Source organism: Microtetraspora fusca (assembly GCF_001570365.1).
In the GTDB taxonomy this organism is placed as follows: Bacteria; Actinomycetota; Actinomycetes; order Streptosporangiales; family Streptosporangiaceae; genus Microtetraspora; species Microtetraspora fusca.
Genome location: NZ_BBYK01000042.1, coordinates 22,980 through 37,845, shown reverse-complemented (window position 1 = coordinate 37,845; position 14,866 = coordinate 22,980). Strand labels below are relative to the sequence as shown.

Below are 14,866 nucleotides of genomic sequence, written 5' to 3'. Positions count from 1 at the left end.
CAACCGGAGTCGCGGGGGTCCGGACGCGTCTCAGCAGGCCGGGAGGCGGACCTGGAAGACGGCTCCCCCGCCCGGCGGGGACTCGGCCGTGATGGTGCCGCCGTGCGCCTCCACGATGGCGGCCGCGATGGACAGCCCGAGCCCCGTCCCGCCCGTGTCGGCGCGGCTGCGCGCCGGATCCGCGCGGTAGAACCGTTCGAAGACGCGCTCGGCCTGCTCCTCGCGCAGGCCCGGCCCCTCGTCGGCCACCTCGATCAGGACCGTCCCGCCGCCTCCGGAGCCGTCGTCGGGCAGCGTCCCCACCCCGACCCGGAAGGCCGTGCCGGGCGGGGTGTGCCGCAGGGCGTTGCCCACCAGGTTGCCGATCACCTGGCGGAGCCGGTGCTCGTCGCCCAGCGCCTTCACCGGGCCGTCGGAGCCGTCCAGCCGGACGAAGTCGATCTCGCGTTCCGGTGCGAGCGTCTGCGCGTCCAGCACGGCTCCCGCCGCCAGGCTGAGCACGTCCACGGCCAGCCGTTCCAGCGGGCGCTGCTGGTCCAGCCGGGCGAGCAGCAGCAGGTCGTCCACGAGGAGGCCCATCCGCGCCGCCTCGTCCTCGATCCGGCGCAGCACCACCGCCGGGTCCTGGGAGCGCTCCTGCCGGTACAGCTCGGCGAACCCGCGGATCGACGTGAGCGGGGTGCGCAGCTCGTGCGACGCGTCGGCCACGAACCGGCGCATCCGCTCCTCGGACCGCCGCGCGTCGTACGCGGACTGGCGCGCCATCGCCTCCGACTTCTCGCGGTCGCGGAACGCCGACTCGATCTGGGACAGCATGCCGTTGATCGCCCGGCCCAGCCGTCCCATCTCCGTACGGCGGTGCCGCAGCGGGAGCCGCCGGGAGAGGTCACCGCCCGCGATCGCCTGCGCCGTGCGCTCGATCTCGCCGAGGGGGCGCAGGCTGCGCCGTACGAGCCAGTAGCAGGCCAGGCCGAGCGCGACGAGCACCCCGAAGCCGACCCCGGCCACGATGACGACGAGCTGGGAGACGGTCCCGTCGATGTCGGCGAGGCTGACCGCGACGACCCGGGTGACGCCGCCCGGCTCGCCGATGGCGACCACGCGCCACCGCCCTCCGGAGTGCGAGTCGGCGGTGAACAGCGTACGGCGCATCCGCTCGGTGACGCCGGCCGTGAGCCGGGGCAGGACGGGCGGATCGACGTTCGGGGGCTCCTGCACGGTCCGTACGGCGTTGCCCTGCGCGTCCAGCAGGACGATGTAGTAGAAGCCCGGCTGCCGCTGGGGCCGCGTCCCGCCGGGAGTCGGCGTCACCCGGTCCTGGTCCCCCTGCGGGGCGGCCTTGAGTCGGGTGAAGACCGTGAGCTGCCGGTCCACCCGGTCGATCAGATAGCCGCGCAGCAACTGCACGGCGAAGCCGCCGGTGAGCGCGACCGCGAGCGTCACCAGCAGCAGCGTGGCCCCGACCAGGCGGAGCCAGAGAGGAGTGCGGGCGAGCCGCCGCTTGATCTCAGCGACGGGGCGCACGGAGGACATAGCCCACGCCGCGAAGCGTGTGGATGAGCTTGGGATCCACCGTGTCGATCTTCCGTCGCAGGTAGGAGACGTACGACTCCACGACGTTGCGGTCGCCGCCGAAGTCGTAGTGCCACACGTGGTCGAGGATCTGGGCCTTCGACAGCACCCGCCCCTGGTTGATCATGAAGTAGTGCAGCAGCTTGAACTCGGTGGGCGAGAGCCGTACCTGCCGGCCGCCGCGCCAGACCTGGTGCGCCTCCTCGTCCATCTCCAGGTCGGCGACCTGCAGCCTGCTGGAGTGCGGACCCTCCCCGCGCGTACGGCGCAGCACCGCCCGGATCCGGGCGAGGACCTCCTCCAGGCTGAAGGGCTTGGTCACGTAGTCGTCGCCCAGGGACAGCCCGGCGACCTTGTCTCCCGTGGCGTCCCGCGCGGTCAGGAACACCACCGGGATCCGCCGTCCGGCGTCCCTGAGCCGGCCGCTGACCGCGAAGCCGTCCATGTCGGGCAGCATGACGTCCAGCACCATCAGGTCGGGCCGTACACGCTCGGCGAGCTGGACGGCCTCCCGGCCGTCGGAGGCGGTCACCACCTCGAAACCGGCGTATCTCAGGCTCACGGAGAGCAGTTCCCTGATGTTGGGCTCGTCGTCCACGACGAGCAGGCGTGCCTCCGGTTTCATCTGGTGTTCTCCCTTCGGGGGCCGGTCCGCGTCCCTGCCGCCAGGGCCGGCGGGGGGGCGTACGGGCCGGCTCTCGCTAGCGGTTCCTGGAGCTCTGGACGACCGAGGTGGCGTCCACCGCGCCTTCCTCGTCAGTGGGGCCGGTGACGACGACCTGGCCGCCGACCTTGAGATCGGCGACCTTTCCGGCCTTGGTGACCTGCACCTTCGTGTCGCCGCCGGTCCTGACCGTGACGATGGTGCCGCCCGCGGTCTGGACGTAGACCTTGGCGCCGTCCACGAGCTTGACCGTGCCGACGGTCATGCCGCCGGACGATCCGGCTCTGCCGGGCTGGTCCTGACCGCCCTGCCCCTGTGGGCCCTGACCGTCCTGCCCCTGCGAGCCCTGGCCCCGCTGGGAGCCCTGGCCGCCCCCGGGGAAGCCACCGGGCATGCCGCCGCCGAAGCCGCGGCCCGTGCCGCCGCCGAAGCCCCCGGCGAGCCCGCGCGCGGCGCCGGTCCCCGTCATGGACGCGGCGCCGGACGGGGACGCGGTCCCCCACGCCTTCTGGGCCTGGATGCCGATGAGCACGCCCGCCATGAGCACCACGCCGGCGCCGAGCACGAGGGTGACCTTCGACATCCCCCGCCTGGCCGGCCGCGCCTCAGGCTCCGTTTCGGGCTCGTCGCCGAACGGCGAGGTGTCCAGCAACTCCGCCGCCGGCATCTCGGCCTCGGGCCCGTGCGCCCCGGCCTTCGCTCTGCTCATCTCATCTCCTGGTCTGGTGCTCGTCTCGGTCACCACGCGGGGTCACTCGAAGCGCAGTGCCTCGATCGGGCGCAGCTTGGCGGCGCGGTTGGCGGGATAGCTGCCGAAGAACAGGCCGATGGCGACCGAGACGCCGAGAGCCAGCACGATCGACTGCGGAACGATGACCGGCTGCACCCCGGCGATGGTGAACCGGCTCCCGGCGACGGCCACACCGACCCCGAGCAGGCCGCCGACCAGGCTGAGCAGGGTCGCCTCGATGAGGAACTGGCCGAGGATCGCGCCCCGGGGAGCGCCGATCGCCTTGCGGATGCCGATCTCGCGGGTCCGTTCCGTGACGGTGACGAGCATGATGTTCGTGATGCCGATGCCGCCGACGAGCAGGCTGATCGCCGCCACCGCCGCGAGCAGCACGGTGAACGTCCCGGTCGCCTCGGTCACCGTCTCCTGCAGGCTGGCCTGGTTGAGAATCCGGTAGTCCGCGGTCGCGCTCCCCGTGATCTCGTGCCGCTGGTCGAGGATCGCGGTGATCTCCGCCTCGGCCGCGTCCGTCGTCTCGGCGCTCGTGGCCTGCACGACGATGCCGCCCAGCGAGCCATACCCGGTCAGGCTCTGCTGCACGGCGGGCAGCGGGGCGACGGCGACGTCGTCGGCGTCCTGGCCGCCGGTCGAGCCCGACTCCTTGAGCACCCCGACGACCGTGAACCCGGCGCCCTGGATGTTGACCTTCTTGCCCACCGGATCGACCTGGCCGAACAGCTCGTCGGCGACCGTCTTCCCGATGACCACGACCTTGCGGACCGCCGTGACGTCCTGGTTCGTGAAGTACGCCCCCGAGGTCACCGACTTGTTGGTCGCCTCGAAATAGCTCGGATATGTACCGACGACCTGGGAAATGCTGTGACTCGCTCCTTCGTACGTCGTCGTGGCGGACGAGGAGGTCACGAGCGGCGAGACGCTCTTGACGGAGGGCGCGTCGCCCGAGGAGGCGATGGCGCGGGCGTCCTCAAGGGTGAGGCCGCGCGCCTGCGTGCGCGGGCCGGCCGCGCCACCGCCGCCGCGCCCCGCCGGGCCGCCGAACCCGCCCGAGAACGACGCGGAGACGGTGAGCGTGTTCGCGCCCAGGCTCTGGATGCGCTGCTTGATCACGTCCGACGAGCCCTGGCCGACCGCGACGAGCAGGATCACCGCCGCGACGCCGATGAGGATGCCGAGCATCGTCAAGATGCTGCGCATCTTGTTCGCGGTCAGGCCGCGTACGGCGAACCGGGTGATCTCCAGGACGTTCATCGCTCGCTCATCGCTCCCGTCGCGGGTCGGTCGCCGATCAGCGGCGGCGGCCCGTCCACCGGCGCCTGCCTGCGGTCGTCCACGATCCGGCCGTCCATCAGCCGGACGACCCGCTTGGCGTGCGCGGCCACGTCGTCCTCGTGGGTGATCACGACGATCGTCCTGCCGCCCAGGCTCAGCCGATCGAAGATCGCCAGGACGTCTCTCGTGGACGTGCTGTCCAGGGCGCCGGTGGGCTCGTCGGCCAGCAGCAGCGTCGGTGAGGTGACGAGCGCGCGGGCGACCGCGACGCGCTGCTGCTGGCCGCCGGACAGCTCGTTCGGCTGGTGTCCCACCCGGTCGGACAGCCCGACCAGGCCCAGCGCGGCGAGCGCCCGTCTGCGCCGCTCGGCCGCCCGCACGCCGCCGTACGCGAGCGGGAGCTCGACGTTCGCCAGCGCGGTCATCCGAGGGATCAGGTTGAACGACTGGAAGATGAACCCGATGCGCCGGTTGCGCACGCGGGCCTGCCTGACCTCGTCGAGCGCGCCCACGTCCACGCCGCCGAGCAGGTACGTCCCGGCGGTCGGCACGTCCAGGCACCCGATGATGTTCATCAGAGTGGACTTGCCGGAGCCGGACGCCCCCATGATCGCCACGTAGTCGCCGGGCTCGACGGTCAGCGAGACGCCGCGCAGGGCGCGTACGGTCGCCTCCCCCTCGCCGTAGACCTTCGTGACATCGCGGATGAGAAGGACCGGGTCGCCCGCGGTCGCCGCGCCCTCGGCGGGTTCGCTCATCGGCCCGCCCGCCCACCGGCTCGCGGATCCGTGCCGATCTCCGTCCATCGGGCCGTCCATCGGGCTGCTCATCTCCCGGCGCCCGATCCGCCGCCGCGTCCGGTCATGCCGCCGGGCATCCCACCGCCGCCGGACATCCCACCGCCACCGGGGAAGCCTCCCTGCAGGCGGACCCCGCCTCCGGAGAATCCGCCGGTCCCGCCTGATGTGACGGCCGGACGGACCACCTGGTCGCCCTCCTCGACGCCGGACTTGATCTCCGTGACGCCGTCGCCCGCGACACCCACCTCCACGGGCCGGGCGACCTGCCGCCCGTCCCGCAGCACGGTGACACTCGTACGGCCTCCAGCGGTGGTGATCACCGAGGTCGGCACGGTCAGGACGTTCTCCGCCTTGCCGACCACCACCTGGACCGTGGCCGTCTGGCCCAGCCGTACGCCGTCGGGGATCTCGGTGAGCGTGACGGTCACCGGATACTGCACGACGTTGTTGCTCGTGGCGGCGACCGGGTTGATGATGCTGACCCTGCCCTGGGTGGTCACCCCCGACAGGGCGTCGAAGGAGATCGTGGCCGCCTGACCGACCTTCAGCTTGGTGACGTCGGACTCGGTGAAGTCGCCGACGATCTGCATCTTCGAGGTGTCGATCAGCTCGATCAGCCCGGAGCCCGACGAGCTCCCACCCGACGCGCCGGTCCCGCCGCCGCCCGACGACGCTCCACCGCCGGAGGAGGCCCCGCCGCCGCCGCCCAGCGAAGACCCGGCGCCGTCCCCGACCACACCGTTGATCGCGGTGACCGTGGCGCTGAACGGCGCCGTGAGGACGGTCTCCGCCAGGGCCCGCTTGGCGCTCTTGTAGGAGTTGAGCGCCTTCACGTACTGCGAGTAGCTGGAGGCGGTCGCCTGGCTCTCGTTCTGCTCCTTGGCCACGCTGAGGCTCGCGGACGCGGCGTCGAGGTCGTCGCGCTGCGAGGAGCCGTCCAGCCGCGCCAGCACCTGCCCCTTCTTGACCTTCTGGCCCTCTTTGACACTGATCGAGGAGATGGTCCCGCTGGTACGGAAGTTGAGCGACGCGCTCCGAGCGCTCTCCAGGGAGCCGGAGGCCGAGACCGAGTCCAGGACCGTTCCCCGCCCCACGGTCACGGTCGAGGCGCCGGACGCGCTCGCCGGGCCGACAGGGCCCGCGAGGGAGAGGTAGGCGGCGACCGCGCCACCCGCCACCAGCACCCCGAGGGTGCCGTTCACGATGAGCGCCCTGCGCCTGGTGGACAGCTTCACGGGCCTTCACCTTGCCGGGCCGGGCTTGGGCCAACTTCGGACGTGCCTGAAGCTTTGCTGACAACTCCGCCCGTACGCGCCTGACGTCCGGCGACACGGGTTCCACGGGACGAGCTGGGGGTTTCGCCGCGCTCGACGGAAGCTGCGGTCCTCGCGAAGCCCGCTCCACTGGCCTTCCCTGCGGTCCTGACTCCCGCGCGCTCCGCTCCCGTGGGGCGATTTGGGCGGATATCGAGCTCGGGAAACGGCCGGTGACGAGGCCGTACACAGACAACTCTCAGGCGTGGCTGAGCCTGGTATGACCTGGCGCCACCACCATTTTCCGCATGACTGTTCCGCCCAGGGTCCTTCGCACAGGAGGTCTGGTTCTCGCCTGCGCCGTACTCGCCTGCGGCGGCGTCTACCTCCTCGGCGGCGGCGACGGTGCCGCCCCCACCGCGAGGATCGAGCTGGTGGCCGCCAGACGCGGCGACGTCACCTCCGTCGTCTCCGCGAGCGGCAACACGGTGGACGCGCACAGCCGCGACCTGTCCTTCGGCGCCTCGGGCGTGGTGCGGAAGGTGTACGTGAAGCCCGGCCAGAAAGTACGGGCGGGACAGGCCCTCGCCCGGGTGGACGCGACCGAGGCCAGGGAGAACTACCTCGCCGCCCGCGCCGCGCTCTCGGCCGCGTACGAGGCGCTCGACAACGCGGAGAAGGCGGAGAGCTCCTCCACGAACTCCGCCACCTCCACGCCGAACCGGACGGTGGCCCAGCGGTCCGCCGCTCCCTCCACCGGCCCCACTCCCGCGGCCACGGCCTCCTGCCCGCCCGGAAAGGGCGCGTCGGCCTCGCCCCGGCCCTCCTCGGCCGCTCCCTCGGCCTCGGCGGCCGACCCGGTCGTGGTGACCCCCGTTCCACTGGTGACGACAGCGCCGGTGCCGATCTCGACGACCACCTCGCGTCCGACGCCCATCTCCACGACGACGTCGAAGCCGACGCCGATCGCCACGACCACGATCACCACCACGTCCGAGCCCGTACGCGACGCCGTGCGGCGCTCCTCAGGGGGAGGCGGGCCCCGAAGTGGGGACGGATCGTCCGGCGCAGCGGCGTCCGAGGCCGAAACGGCCGGGACCGGCAGATCTGGGCGATCCGAAGCACGGCGGCCCGCACGGGGCACGCATCCGGAGCCGACGGCCTCGGGGGCCGAGCCCACCCCAGAACCGTCCCAGGCGCCTCAGCCCGAGCCGAGCCAGGCGCCGGAGCCGGTCCCCACGGTCACCGTCACCCAGACGGTCGTCGTCACCGAGCGGGTGACCGTCAGGGAAACGGTGACGATCACCCAGGGCATCATCGAGACCATCGTCAAGATGCTCACCGTCGGCGGGAACCCGGCCGGCGGCACTTCGGGCGGCATCCTGGGCGGCGGCTCGGCGGCGGGGACCGACGCCGGGAACGCGTCCGCGAAGCCGTCCGCGACGGCGGGCTCGGCCGCGAACTGCGCGACCGGCGACGGGATGTCCACCACCGATACCGGGAAGCCGACCGCCGGCCGCGTCACCGCCTCCAACGGCTCCAACGGCGGCACCTCCAACGGGGGAGGCTCAGCCAAGGGCGGCTCCGGAGGCGCGGGTGGCTCCGTCGGGGAGGGTCGCAACGCAGGCGGTCCCTCCGGGGGCGCGGCTGTGTCGGTGGAGCAGGCCGAGGCCGATGTCACCACCGCCAAGCGCGAGCTGTCGGGCGCCAAGGAGGCGCTGGCCGGAGTGACCATCAAGGCACCGTCCAGGGGCACGGTCATGAGCGTCGGCGGCAAGGCCGGGGACACGGCGAACGCGGGCGCCGCGTTCATCACCCTCGGCAACCTCGACGAGCTCCAGGTGAACGCGCTGTTCACGGAGTCCGACATCGGCAAGCTCAAGGTCGGCCAGCGAGCCTCGGTGACCGTGGACACCCACCCCGGGCAGGAGTTCGCCGGGACCATCACCCACATCGACGTCACCGCGACGACGACCAACCAGCTCGTCCGGTACGGCGTACGCGTCGCCCTGTCCAGCGCGCCGAAGAACCTGCTCGTCGGCCAGACCGCGTACGTGTCGGTGACGACCGGCGCGGCCGAGAACGCGGTCTACGTCCCCGCGCGTGCGGTCGAGACCGGACCGGGCGGGACGGCGACGGTGACCGTACGGGTCGGCGGCGAGGACGTCCGCCGCCAGGTGCGTATCGGTGTCGAAGGGGACCAGTACGTCCAGATCGTCGACGGTCTCGGCGAGGGCGACGAGGTGGTCGTACCGGACGGCACGGCGGGCGCGGGCACCTTCCCCGACGGAAGCTTCCCCGGCCTGTCCCCCACATCGCCCCCCTCCCCCTGACCGTCATAAGCCCGGCGGTGGCAGCCCTCGGCGAACGTCCGACCGAACCACCGTGCGTACGGAGAGCTCCTTGCCGTAACACCTCCACCCTCGATATAAGGATCTGTTATATTCGCAGCATGGCCTGGGAAATCGTGCTGCACGCCGAAGTGAACGGCTGGTTTCTCGACATCTGCAAGAACGACCCCGCCACCGCATAAAAGATCGAACAGGCGCTGGACGAGCTTGCCTTGCAAGGTCCGAAGCTCGGCCGCCCTCTCGTCGACCGGATCCACCACTCTCGTGTCCTGCACAACCTCAAAGAGTTACGTCCCCGAGTTCCCGGCGATGCAGAGATCCGCCTGCTCTTCGTGTTCGACCCGACGCGCGAAGCGATCGTGCTGGTCGCAGGTGACAAATCGGGGGAATGGAACCGTTGGTACCGGACAGCGATCCCACTGGCCGAGGAGCGTTACGCGGCATACCGCGCCGAGAAGGACAAGGAAGGTCAGCGATGAGCGAGTTCGTCAGGTGGTCCGATACCAAGGCCAAGATCCGCGAGATCGACCCTGACTGGGACTCGCCGGAGCGAGTCGCCGGACGCGAGGCTGGACGCGAGCAACTTCGCGCGGAGCTTCGCGGTGCTCAACTGGCCGAGATGCGCAAGCGCCTGGGCGTCTCCCAGAAGCTCCTCGCCGCGCGGATGGGCATCAGCCAGGCGCGCGTGTCCCAAATCGAGCACGGCCAGGTGGGCGGGATGGACGTCGTCCGGTCCTATGTCGTCGCCCTGGGCGGGACCCTGGAGGTGGTGGCGGACTTCGGGGACTACTCGGTGCGGGTCGCCTGAGAAGCGGGCGAGGTCTCCTCGGCCGGGTCCGGTTCCTCGTCCCGGGCGTCCTCGGGGGTGAGGACCTCGGGGGTGAGCGGGAGCACGACGCGGAAGGCCGCTCCCGCGCCGGGCGCCGTCTCCACGGTCACGCGGCCGCCGTGCGCGCGGACGATCGCCGAGACGATGGACAGCCCGAGGCCGCTCCCCCCGGCCGCCCGCATGGCCGCGTCGTCCTTGCGCGCCCGGGACAGGTCGGCCCGATAGAAGCGTTCGAACACGCGCTCCGCCTGCTCGGCCGTCATGCCGGGGCCCTTGTCCGCGACCTCGACCACTGCCCGCTCGCCGGCCGTCCCGACGCGTACGGTCACCGGCGTGCCCGGGGGCGTGTGGGTCATGGCGTTGTTCATCAGGTTGCCGACGACCTGGCGCAGCCGTACCTCGTCACCTTCGACGATCAGGGCGATGTCGGACTCGACCAGGAGGGAGATGTCGCGGTCCGGCGCCAGGATCCGCGCGTCGTAGACGGCGTCGGCGGCGATGGCGAGCAGGTCCACCGGGTGCTCCTGGAGCGGACGCTGCTGGTCCAGGCGGGCGAGCAGCAACAGGTCGTCCACGAGCAGGCCCATCCGGGCGGCCTCGTCCTCGATCCGCCGCATCAGGCGGCCGGTGTCGTTGCCCGGCACCCTCCGGTGGAACTCGGCGAACCCGCGGATGGAGGTGAGCGGCGTGCGCAACTCATGAGAGGCGTCCGCGACGAACCGGCGCATCCGCTCCTCCGACTCGCGGGCGGCGGCCTCCGACGACGCCTTGGCCTGGAACGCCGCCTCGATCTGGGAGAGCATCCCGTTGAGCGAGCGGGACAGCCGTCCCACCTCGGTACGCGGATGACGGTCGGGGACGCGGCTGCTGAGGTCGCCGCCCGCGATGGCCTCGGCCGTCCGTTCGATCTCGGCCAGCGGGCGCAGGCTGCGCCGTACGGTCACTATGCCGACCACGACGAGCACGGCCATGACGAGAAGGCTGCCGAGCAGCTCGATGAGCGCGAGCCGGGTGGTGATCTGCCGGACGGACGCCAGGTCGATCGCGACGAGCGCGCTGCCGGATTCGGGCTCCATCACGACGCGCACCCGCCACGTGCCGCTCCCCGACCGGGCGGGGACGGTCTGCGGCACGTCCGTGTCGTGGGCGGGCGAACGCGGCCCGGGAATGTCCTCGACGGACATCCCCGCCTGGGTGGCGATCAGGGTGCCCTCGTGGTCGTAGACGGCGATCCAGCCGTCCGGGGGCGTGCGCAGCCGGACGAGCTCCACCGGCTTGCGCTTCATCTGCCTGCCGACGTCGTGCACGACCATGTCGAGCTGCGCGTCCACCCGGTCCACGAGATAGCCGCTGAGCATCGAGACACTGCCGACGCCGATGACGGCGAGGGCTACGGCGACCAGCGCCAACATCGCGGCGATCAGCTTGATCCGCAGCGGCGTGCGGTCCGACCACCTCCCCGCCACGGTCACACGGTGCCGGACGGCGGGGTTCGCATCACGTATCCGACGCCCCTGAGGGTGTGGATGAGCCGGGGGTGAGTGTTGTCCACCTTGCGGCGGAGCACCGACACGTACGACTCGACGATGCCGGCGTCACCGCGGAAGTCGTAGTCCCACACGTGGTCGAGGATCTGCGCCTTGGACAGCACCCGGCCCGCGTTCGCCATGAAGTAGCGCAGCAGCTTGAACTCCGTCGGGGACAGCGGGATGGCGGAGCCGCCGCGCCACACCTCGTGGGACTCCTCGTCCAACTCGATGTCCGCGAAGGTGAGCCGGGGCGGAGCCGCCATCGGGTCCCCCGCCGTACGGCGTAGCACGGCCCGGATGCGGGCGATGACCTCTTCGAGGCTGAACGGCTTGGTGACGTAGTCGTCGCCGCCGAGCGTGAGTCCGCGGATCTTGTCCTCGGTCGCGTCCCGAGCGGTCAGGAAGACGACAGGCGTGTGCGTTCCGCCACCACGCAGGCGGCGGACGATGTCGAATCCGTCCATGTCGGGCAACATCACGTCGAGGACGATCAGGTCGGGCCGGTGGCGCTGGGCCGCCGCGACCGCCTCGCCTCCGTTTGAGGCGGTAGTGACCTCGAATCCCGCGAACCGCAGGCTGGCCGCCAGCAGTTCCAGGATGTTGGGCTCGTCTTCAACGATCAGCAACCGGGCTTCTGGGAATTCGCTCACCATGACATGTTGACCGAATTTCCTTAAGGCAACGTGAAGATGACGTTCAGGGCATCAAGCACTCTAGGTGCATCATCCTAAAGGCACCGTTAAGACGACATGTCGGGCGATGGCGAGGCTCGCCGTGGCGGCAGGCGACGGCGCGTTCCTGACCAGCACGATCCTGCCGTGGACGTCGATCGCGAAGTCGTCGAGCAGCCGCCCGTCCCGGCCGACCGCCTGCGCCCGCACGCCTCCCTCCGCGGGCTCCAGATCCGCGGGCCCCAGGATGGGGACGTACCGCCTCGCGGCGGTCAGGAACGCGTCCGGGGCCACCGAGCCGTACACCTCGCGCACGCCGGTGCGCCAGTTCCGCCCGGCCATCCGCCAGGTGCCCGGCCAGCCGAGGATCTCCCGCAGATCGCCCGGAGACAGGTCCCGCCACCGGTAGCCCTCGAACGCGAGAGCCATGACCGCGTTGGGTCCGACCAGGACCTCGCCGTCGATCCGCCTGGTCAGGTGGACGCCGAGGAACGGATAGCGGGGATCGGGCACCGGATAGATCAGCCCGCGCACCAGGCCGCGCGCCGCGCCCCTCAGTCGCCGGTACTCACCCCGGAACGGCACGATCCGCACGTCCCCCGGAGCCCCGGCGAGCGCGGCGACCCGGTCCGTGCCCAGTCCGGCGCACGACACCACCGCGTCGAACCTCAACCGGGAGCGCCCCGCGACCACCACCACACCGCTCGCGGTCTCGGACAGCGCCCTGACCGGATGCGACAGCCGTACCGCGCCGCCCATGGCGACCACGTCCTCGGCGAGACGGCGGGCGACGGCCGGGAAGTCGGTGATCGCGGTGGTGGGTGAATGCACCGCTCCCGCGCCCACCGCGAACGGCTCCACCTCGCGCAGCCCGAGCGCGTCCAGCTCGACGATGCCCGGAACGCCGTTCTCCCGCGCCCGCTCGGCGATCCTGCGCAGCGCGGGCAGCTCGGCCCGGGTCGAGGCGATGACCAGCTTGCCCACCTCGTCGTACGGCAGGCGGTGCTCGGCGCAGTATTCGCGCAGCATGGCGACGCCGTCCCGGCACAGCCGCGCCTTGAGCGATCCCGGGGCGTAGTAGATGCCGGCGTGGACGACCCCGCTGTTGTGCCCGGTCTGGTGCGCCGCGACCCGGCTCTCCTTGTCGAGCACGGTCACCTCGGCTCCGGAGGAGGCGAGCTCACGCGCGACCGCCAGCCCGAGGATGCCTGCGCCGATCACGCCGATCTTCATGATTGTCCGGCTTTCATCACCAGAACGCGCATCATCGCAAGTTAGCGCAGAGGACACCCCGAGGGACAGCCCTCTAGATCGAACTCATGTTCGGTATGCTGGTCAGCGTGTATCTGCCCACCGGATGGCCGTCGGAGGTGCGCCCGCCGGACACCCCCGACTGGGAGGAGACGGCCGCGGCGTGGCTGCTCGACGCCGTCCCGCCCGACTACCGCGCGTACGGCGTGCTCAGGCGGCACCCGCTGGCGCTCGCCCGGATGGCCCGCCACCACGTCCGGGCGGAGATTGAGGCGGCCAGGACCGGCTACCGCGGCGCCGCCGTGGATCTGAAGGGCCACCTGCCGCCGCACGCCGTCGAGGCCGTGCTCGACGCCTACCGCCGCGAGGGCGCCCGCCTGGTACGGCTGGCCCGGTCGGTCGAGCTGGTCGAGCACGCGCTGCTCGGCGAGCCGTTCGTCGCCAAGATGTGAGCCGCCAAGCCATCACGCTCGGGGCGCGGCGGTGAAGTAACCGAGGGACGCCCGGAGCGACGAAGGAGTGAGGACGTGACGAGGGCACAAGCCGACTTCCGGCGCCCCGAGCCCGCGCGAGCGAAGCGAGCGCAAATAGACACAGCGATCAACGGGCGGTGCGGTAGGCGATCGCGGCGATGATGCCGATCGCCCCGACGGCCGTCCCCACCCAGAGCGCCACCATCGAGAACGGGATCCCGCCGCCCTCGTCCTTGCCCGGCCCGCCTCCCGAAGCGGTGACCGATCCCTTGTCACCGGCCCCGGCCGTACCGGTGGGGGCGTCCGCCGCCTCGGCGGGCGTCGCCGACGCGGAGGGCCCGACCACGTCCACCGGGAGCGGAACACGGTAGACCGGGCTGTTGAGCCCCTCCGAGCCGGTCAGCAGCGCCTTGCCGTCCCGCGTGTACGCGATGGACTCGGCCTGCTTGAGCGGCGGCATCGTGAGACGGGTGACGAGATCGCCCGGCGCGCGATAGAGCGAGGCGGAGAAATACGTGCGGATGACGAAGCTCGACCCGTCCGGCGCGTACGCCGCGTCGGTCGCCATGATCGGCGCCGGTCCGACCCGCTTGAGCAGGTTCACCCGGTCGGTACGCAGCACCTTGGGCGCGATGAAGACGGAGCCGGAGAACTCCTTGCTCACGATGTACAGCCGGCCCGTCTTGGGATGGATCATCATCCCTTCGGCGTTCCTGGCGCCGCCCTCGTAGCGGAAGCGGTAGCGGGTGGCCTGGAGCGTCGCCGACCGCATGGTCGCGGGCTCGTCCACCTTGTACACGGAGACGTCCGGCCAGGCGCCGTCGAGGTTGTCGCCGATGTCGGCGAACCAGAGGACTCCCTTGCCGGTCGCCGGGTCCACGGAGGCGGCCATGGCCTCCCAGTCCCGCGCCGCAACGCCGGCCAGCCGGAACGTGGCCCGGGTCTTCCCGTCCATGCCGACGGCGAAGAACCGCGCGCTGTCGCCGCTGTCGTTGTGGGTGTAGACGATGCCGTCATGGGTGGGCGAGACCGCGAGCCCGCTGGACTCGTCGATGCGCGGGTCCGTGAAGGTGAACAGCAGCCGCCCCTCGTCCCCCACCGCCGAATCCGCCGCGACCGGAGGGACCGCTGCCGTAAGAGAAGCGGAGCGCGCGGCGGCGGGCAGCGCTCCGGCGGACAGCGCGAGCACCGGCAGGAGGGCGAGCACCGGCGCCGTCAGCCGGATCAGACGCCGACTGGCCGCGCCGTCCGAGCGCTTTGTCCTCCGCATCGGCAATCTCCCCGTCCCGCTCCGCATGCGCCAATCATTCCCGACCGAACCCGCACGGACGCCGTCGGCGCGGACACCCGGAGGCTACGTCGATCATTCGTTGAACGTCCGCATGGTTCCGTCGACGCGAAACCACAGGGGTCCGCGGCATGGCGACCCGAGCGACTCGAACCGGGCGCACTC

The 14,866-nt window shown here is 71.6% G+C and carries 14 protein-coding genes; 4 read left to right on the top strand and 10 right to left on the bottom strand.

Annotation, left to right across the window (positions count from 1 at the left end):
* Positions 1–30 precede the first annotated feature (30 nt).
* The 6 genes from AWQ68_RS09400 to AWQ68_RS45675 all read right to left on the bottom strand — a co-directional run bounded on the left by AWQ68_RS09400 (position 31) and on the right by AWQ68_RS45675 (position 6,291).
* Complete coding sequence (locus AWQ68_RS09400; protein WP_245655826.1) at positions 31–1,524, bottom strand: sensor histidine kinase; 1,494 nt, start codon at positions 1,522–1,524, stop codon at positions 31–33.
* On the bottom strand, positions 1,508–2,197 hold the full coding sequence (locus tag AWQ68_RS09395) for a response regulator transcription factor (protein WP_066937866.1): 690 nt from the start codon (positions 2,195–2,197) through the stop codon (positions 1,508–1,510). Before AWQ68_RS09395 ends, AWQ68_RS09400 begins: the two co-directional genes overlap by 17 nt.
* Before the next feature lie 76 nt (positions 2,198–2,273).
* Positions 2,274–2,945, bottom strand: a complete 672-nt coding sequence (locus AWQ68_RS09390; protein ID WP_066937864.1) for a hypothetical protein — start codon at positions 2,943–2,945, stop codon at positions 2,274–2,276.
* A gap of 42 nt (positions 2,946–2,987) precedes the next feature.
* A complete protein-coding gene (locus AWQ68_RS09385) occupies positions 2,988–4,235 on the bottom strand; it encodes an ABC transporter permease (protein ID WP_066937863.1) in 1,248 nt (415 codons plus the stop codon).
* Positions 4,232–5,014 carry an ABC transporter ATP-binding protein gene (locus AWQ68_RS09380; protein ID WP_066938651.1) on the bottom strand — a complete coding sequence of 261 codons (783 nt, stop codon included), beginning with the start codon at positions 5,012–5,014 and terminating at the stop codon, positions 4,232–4,234. The genes AWQ68_RS09385 and AWQ68_RS09380 overlap by 4 nt, the downstream gene beginning before the upstream one ends.
* 68 nt (positions 5,015–5,082) lie before the next feature.
* Positions 5,083–6,291 carry an efflux RND transporter periplasmic adaptor subunit gene (locus AWQ68_RS45675; RefSeq protein WP_066937855.1) on the bottom strand — a complete coding sequence of 403 codons (1,209 nt, stop codon included), beginning with the start codon at positions 6,289–6,291 and terminating at the stop codon, positions 5,083–5,085.
* A gap of 326 nt (positions 6,292–6,617) precedes the next feature.
* On the opposite strand from AWQ68_RS45675, the gene AWQ68_RS42235 reads away from it, so the two are divergent.
* The 3 genes from AWQ68_RS42235 to AWQ68_RS09360 all read left to right on the top strand — a co-directional run bounded on the left by AWQ68_RS42235 (position 6,618) and on the right by AWQ68_RS09360 (position 9,468).
* Entirely contained in the window at positions 6,618–8,642 is a 2,025-nt protein-coding gene (locus AWQ68_RS42235) for an efflux RND transporter periplasmic adaptor subunit (RefSeq protein ID WP_157545074.1), read from the top strand.
* A gap of 203 nt (positions 8,643–8,845) precedes the next feature.
* Positions 8,846–9,139: a type II toxin-antitoxin system RelE/ParE family toxin gene (locus tag AWQ68_RS40620; RefSeq protein WP_306306804.1), complete on the top strand. Its 294-nt coding sequence runs from the start codon at positions 8,846–8,848 to the stop codon at positions 9,137–9,139.
* Positions 9,136–9,468 carry a helix-turn-helix domain-containing protein gene (locus AWQ68_RS09360; RefSeq protein WP_066937849.1) on the top strand — a complete coding sequence of 111 codons (333 nt, stop codon included), beginning with the start codon at positions 9,136–9,138 and terminating at the stop codon, positions 9,466–9,468. Before AWQ68_RS40620 ends, AWQ68_RS09360 begins: the two co-directional genes overlap by 4 nt.
* On the opposite strand, the gene AWQ68_RS09355 is transcribed toward AWQ68_RS09360, so the two are convergent.
* From AWQ68_RS09355 to lhgD, 3 genes are all read right to left on the bottom strand, one after another.
* On the bottom strand, positions 9,447–10,955 hold the full coding sequence (locus tag AWQ68_RS09355) for a sensor histidine kinase (protein ID WP_281217602.1): 1,509 nt from the start codon (positions 10,953–10,955) through the stop codon (positions 9,447–9,449). The two genes, AWQ68_RS09360 and AWQ68_RS09355, sit on opposite strands and share 22 nt — an antisense overlap.
* Before the next feature lie 2 nt (positions 10,956–10,957).
* The gene (locus AWQ68_RS09350; protein WP_066937842.1) at positions 10,958–11,671 is read right to left on the bottom strand and encodes a response regulator transcription factor; all 714 of its coding nucleotides are present in this window, start codon (positions 11,669–11,671) and stop codon (positions 10,958–10,960) included.
* 69 nt (positions 11,672–11,740) lie between these two features.
* A complete protein-coding gene (lhgD, locus tag AWQ68_RS09345) occupies positions 11,741–12,922 on the bottom strand; it encodes an L-2-hydroxyglutarate dehydrogenase (RefSeq protein ID WP_066937839.1) in 1,182 nt (393 codons plus the stop codon).
* A gap of 86 nt (positions 12,923–13,008) precedes the next feature.
* Between lhgD and AWQ68_RS09340 the strand changes: the two genes are divergently transcribed.
* Positions 13,009–13,392 (top strand): hypothetical protein, encoded by a 384-nt coding sequence (locus AWQ68_RS09340; RefSeq protein WP_373281513.1) that lies wholly within the window; start codon positions 13,009–13,011, stop codon positions 13,390–13,392.
* A 148-nt stretch (positions 13,393–13,540) separates the two neighbouring features.
* Here AWQ68_RS09340 and AWQ68_RS09335 read toward each other — a convergent pair whose 3' ends face one another.
* Positions 13,541–14,683 carry a hypothetical protein gene (locus tag AWQ68_RS09335; protein ID WP_066937836.1) on the bottom strand — a complete coding sequence of 381 codons (1,143 nt, stop codon included), beginning with the start codon at positions 14,681–14,683 and terminating at the stop codon, positions 13,541–13,543.
* Positions 14,684–14,866 lie beyond the last annotated feature (183 nt).

Bases quoted from the DNA above. Each gene is read 5' to 3' on its own strand.
- AWQ68_RS09335 (WP_066937836.1), bottom strand. From the start codon at position 14,683: ATGCGGAGGACAAAGCGCTCGGACGGCGCGGCCAGTCGGCGTCTGATC.
- AWQ68_RS42235 (WP_157545074.1), top strand. From the start codon at position 6,618: ATGACTGTTCCGCCCAGGGTCCTTCGCACAGGAGGTCTGGTTCTCGCC.
- AWQ68_RS09395 (WP_066937866.1), bottom strand. From the start codon at position 2,197: ATGAAACCGGAGGCACGCCTGCTCGTCGTGGACGACGAGCCCAACATC.
- AWQ68_RS09340 (WP_373281513.1), top strand. From the start codon at position 13,009: ATGTTCGGTATGCTGGTCAGCGTGTATCTGCCCACCGGATGGCCGTCG.
- AWQ68_RS09350 (WP_066937842.1), bottom strand. From the start codon at position 11,671: ATGGTGAGCGAATTCCCAGAAGCCCGGTTGCTGATCGTTGAAGACGAG.
- AWQ68_RS09360 (WP_066937849.1), top strand. From the start codon at position 9,136: ATGAGCGAGTTCGTCAGGTGGTCCGATACCAAGGCCAAGATCCGCGAG.
- AWQ68_RS09385 (WP_066937863.1), bottom strand. From the start codon at position 4,235: ATGAACGTCCTGGAGATCACCCGGTTCGCCGTACGCGGCCTGACCGCG.
- AWQ68_RS09390 (WP_066937864.1), bottom strand. From the start codon at position 2,945: ATGAGCAGAGCGAAGGCCGGGGCGCACGGGCCCGAGGCCGAGATGCCG.
- AWQ68_RS09380 (WP_066938651.1), bottom strand. From the start codon at position 5,014: ATGAGCGAACCCGCCGAGGGCGCGGCGACCGCGGGCGACCCGGTCCTT.
- lhgD (WP_066937839.1), bottom strand. From the start codon at position 12,922: ATGAAGATCGGCGTGATCGGCGCAGGCATCCTCGGGCTGGCGGTCGCG.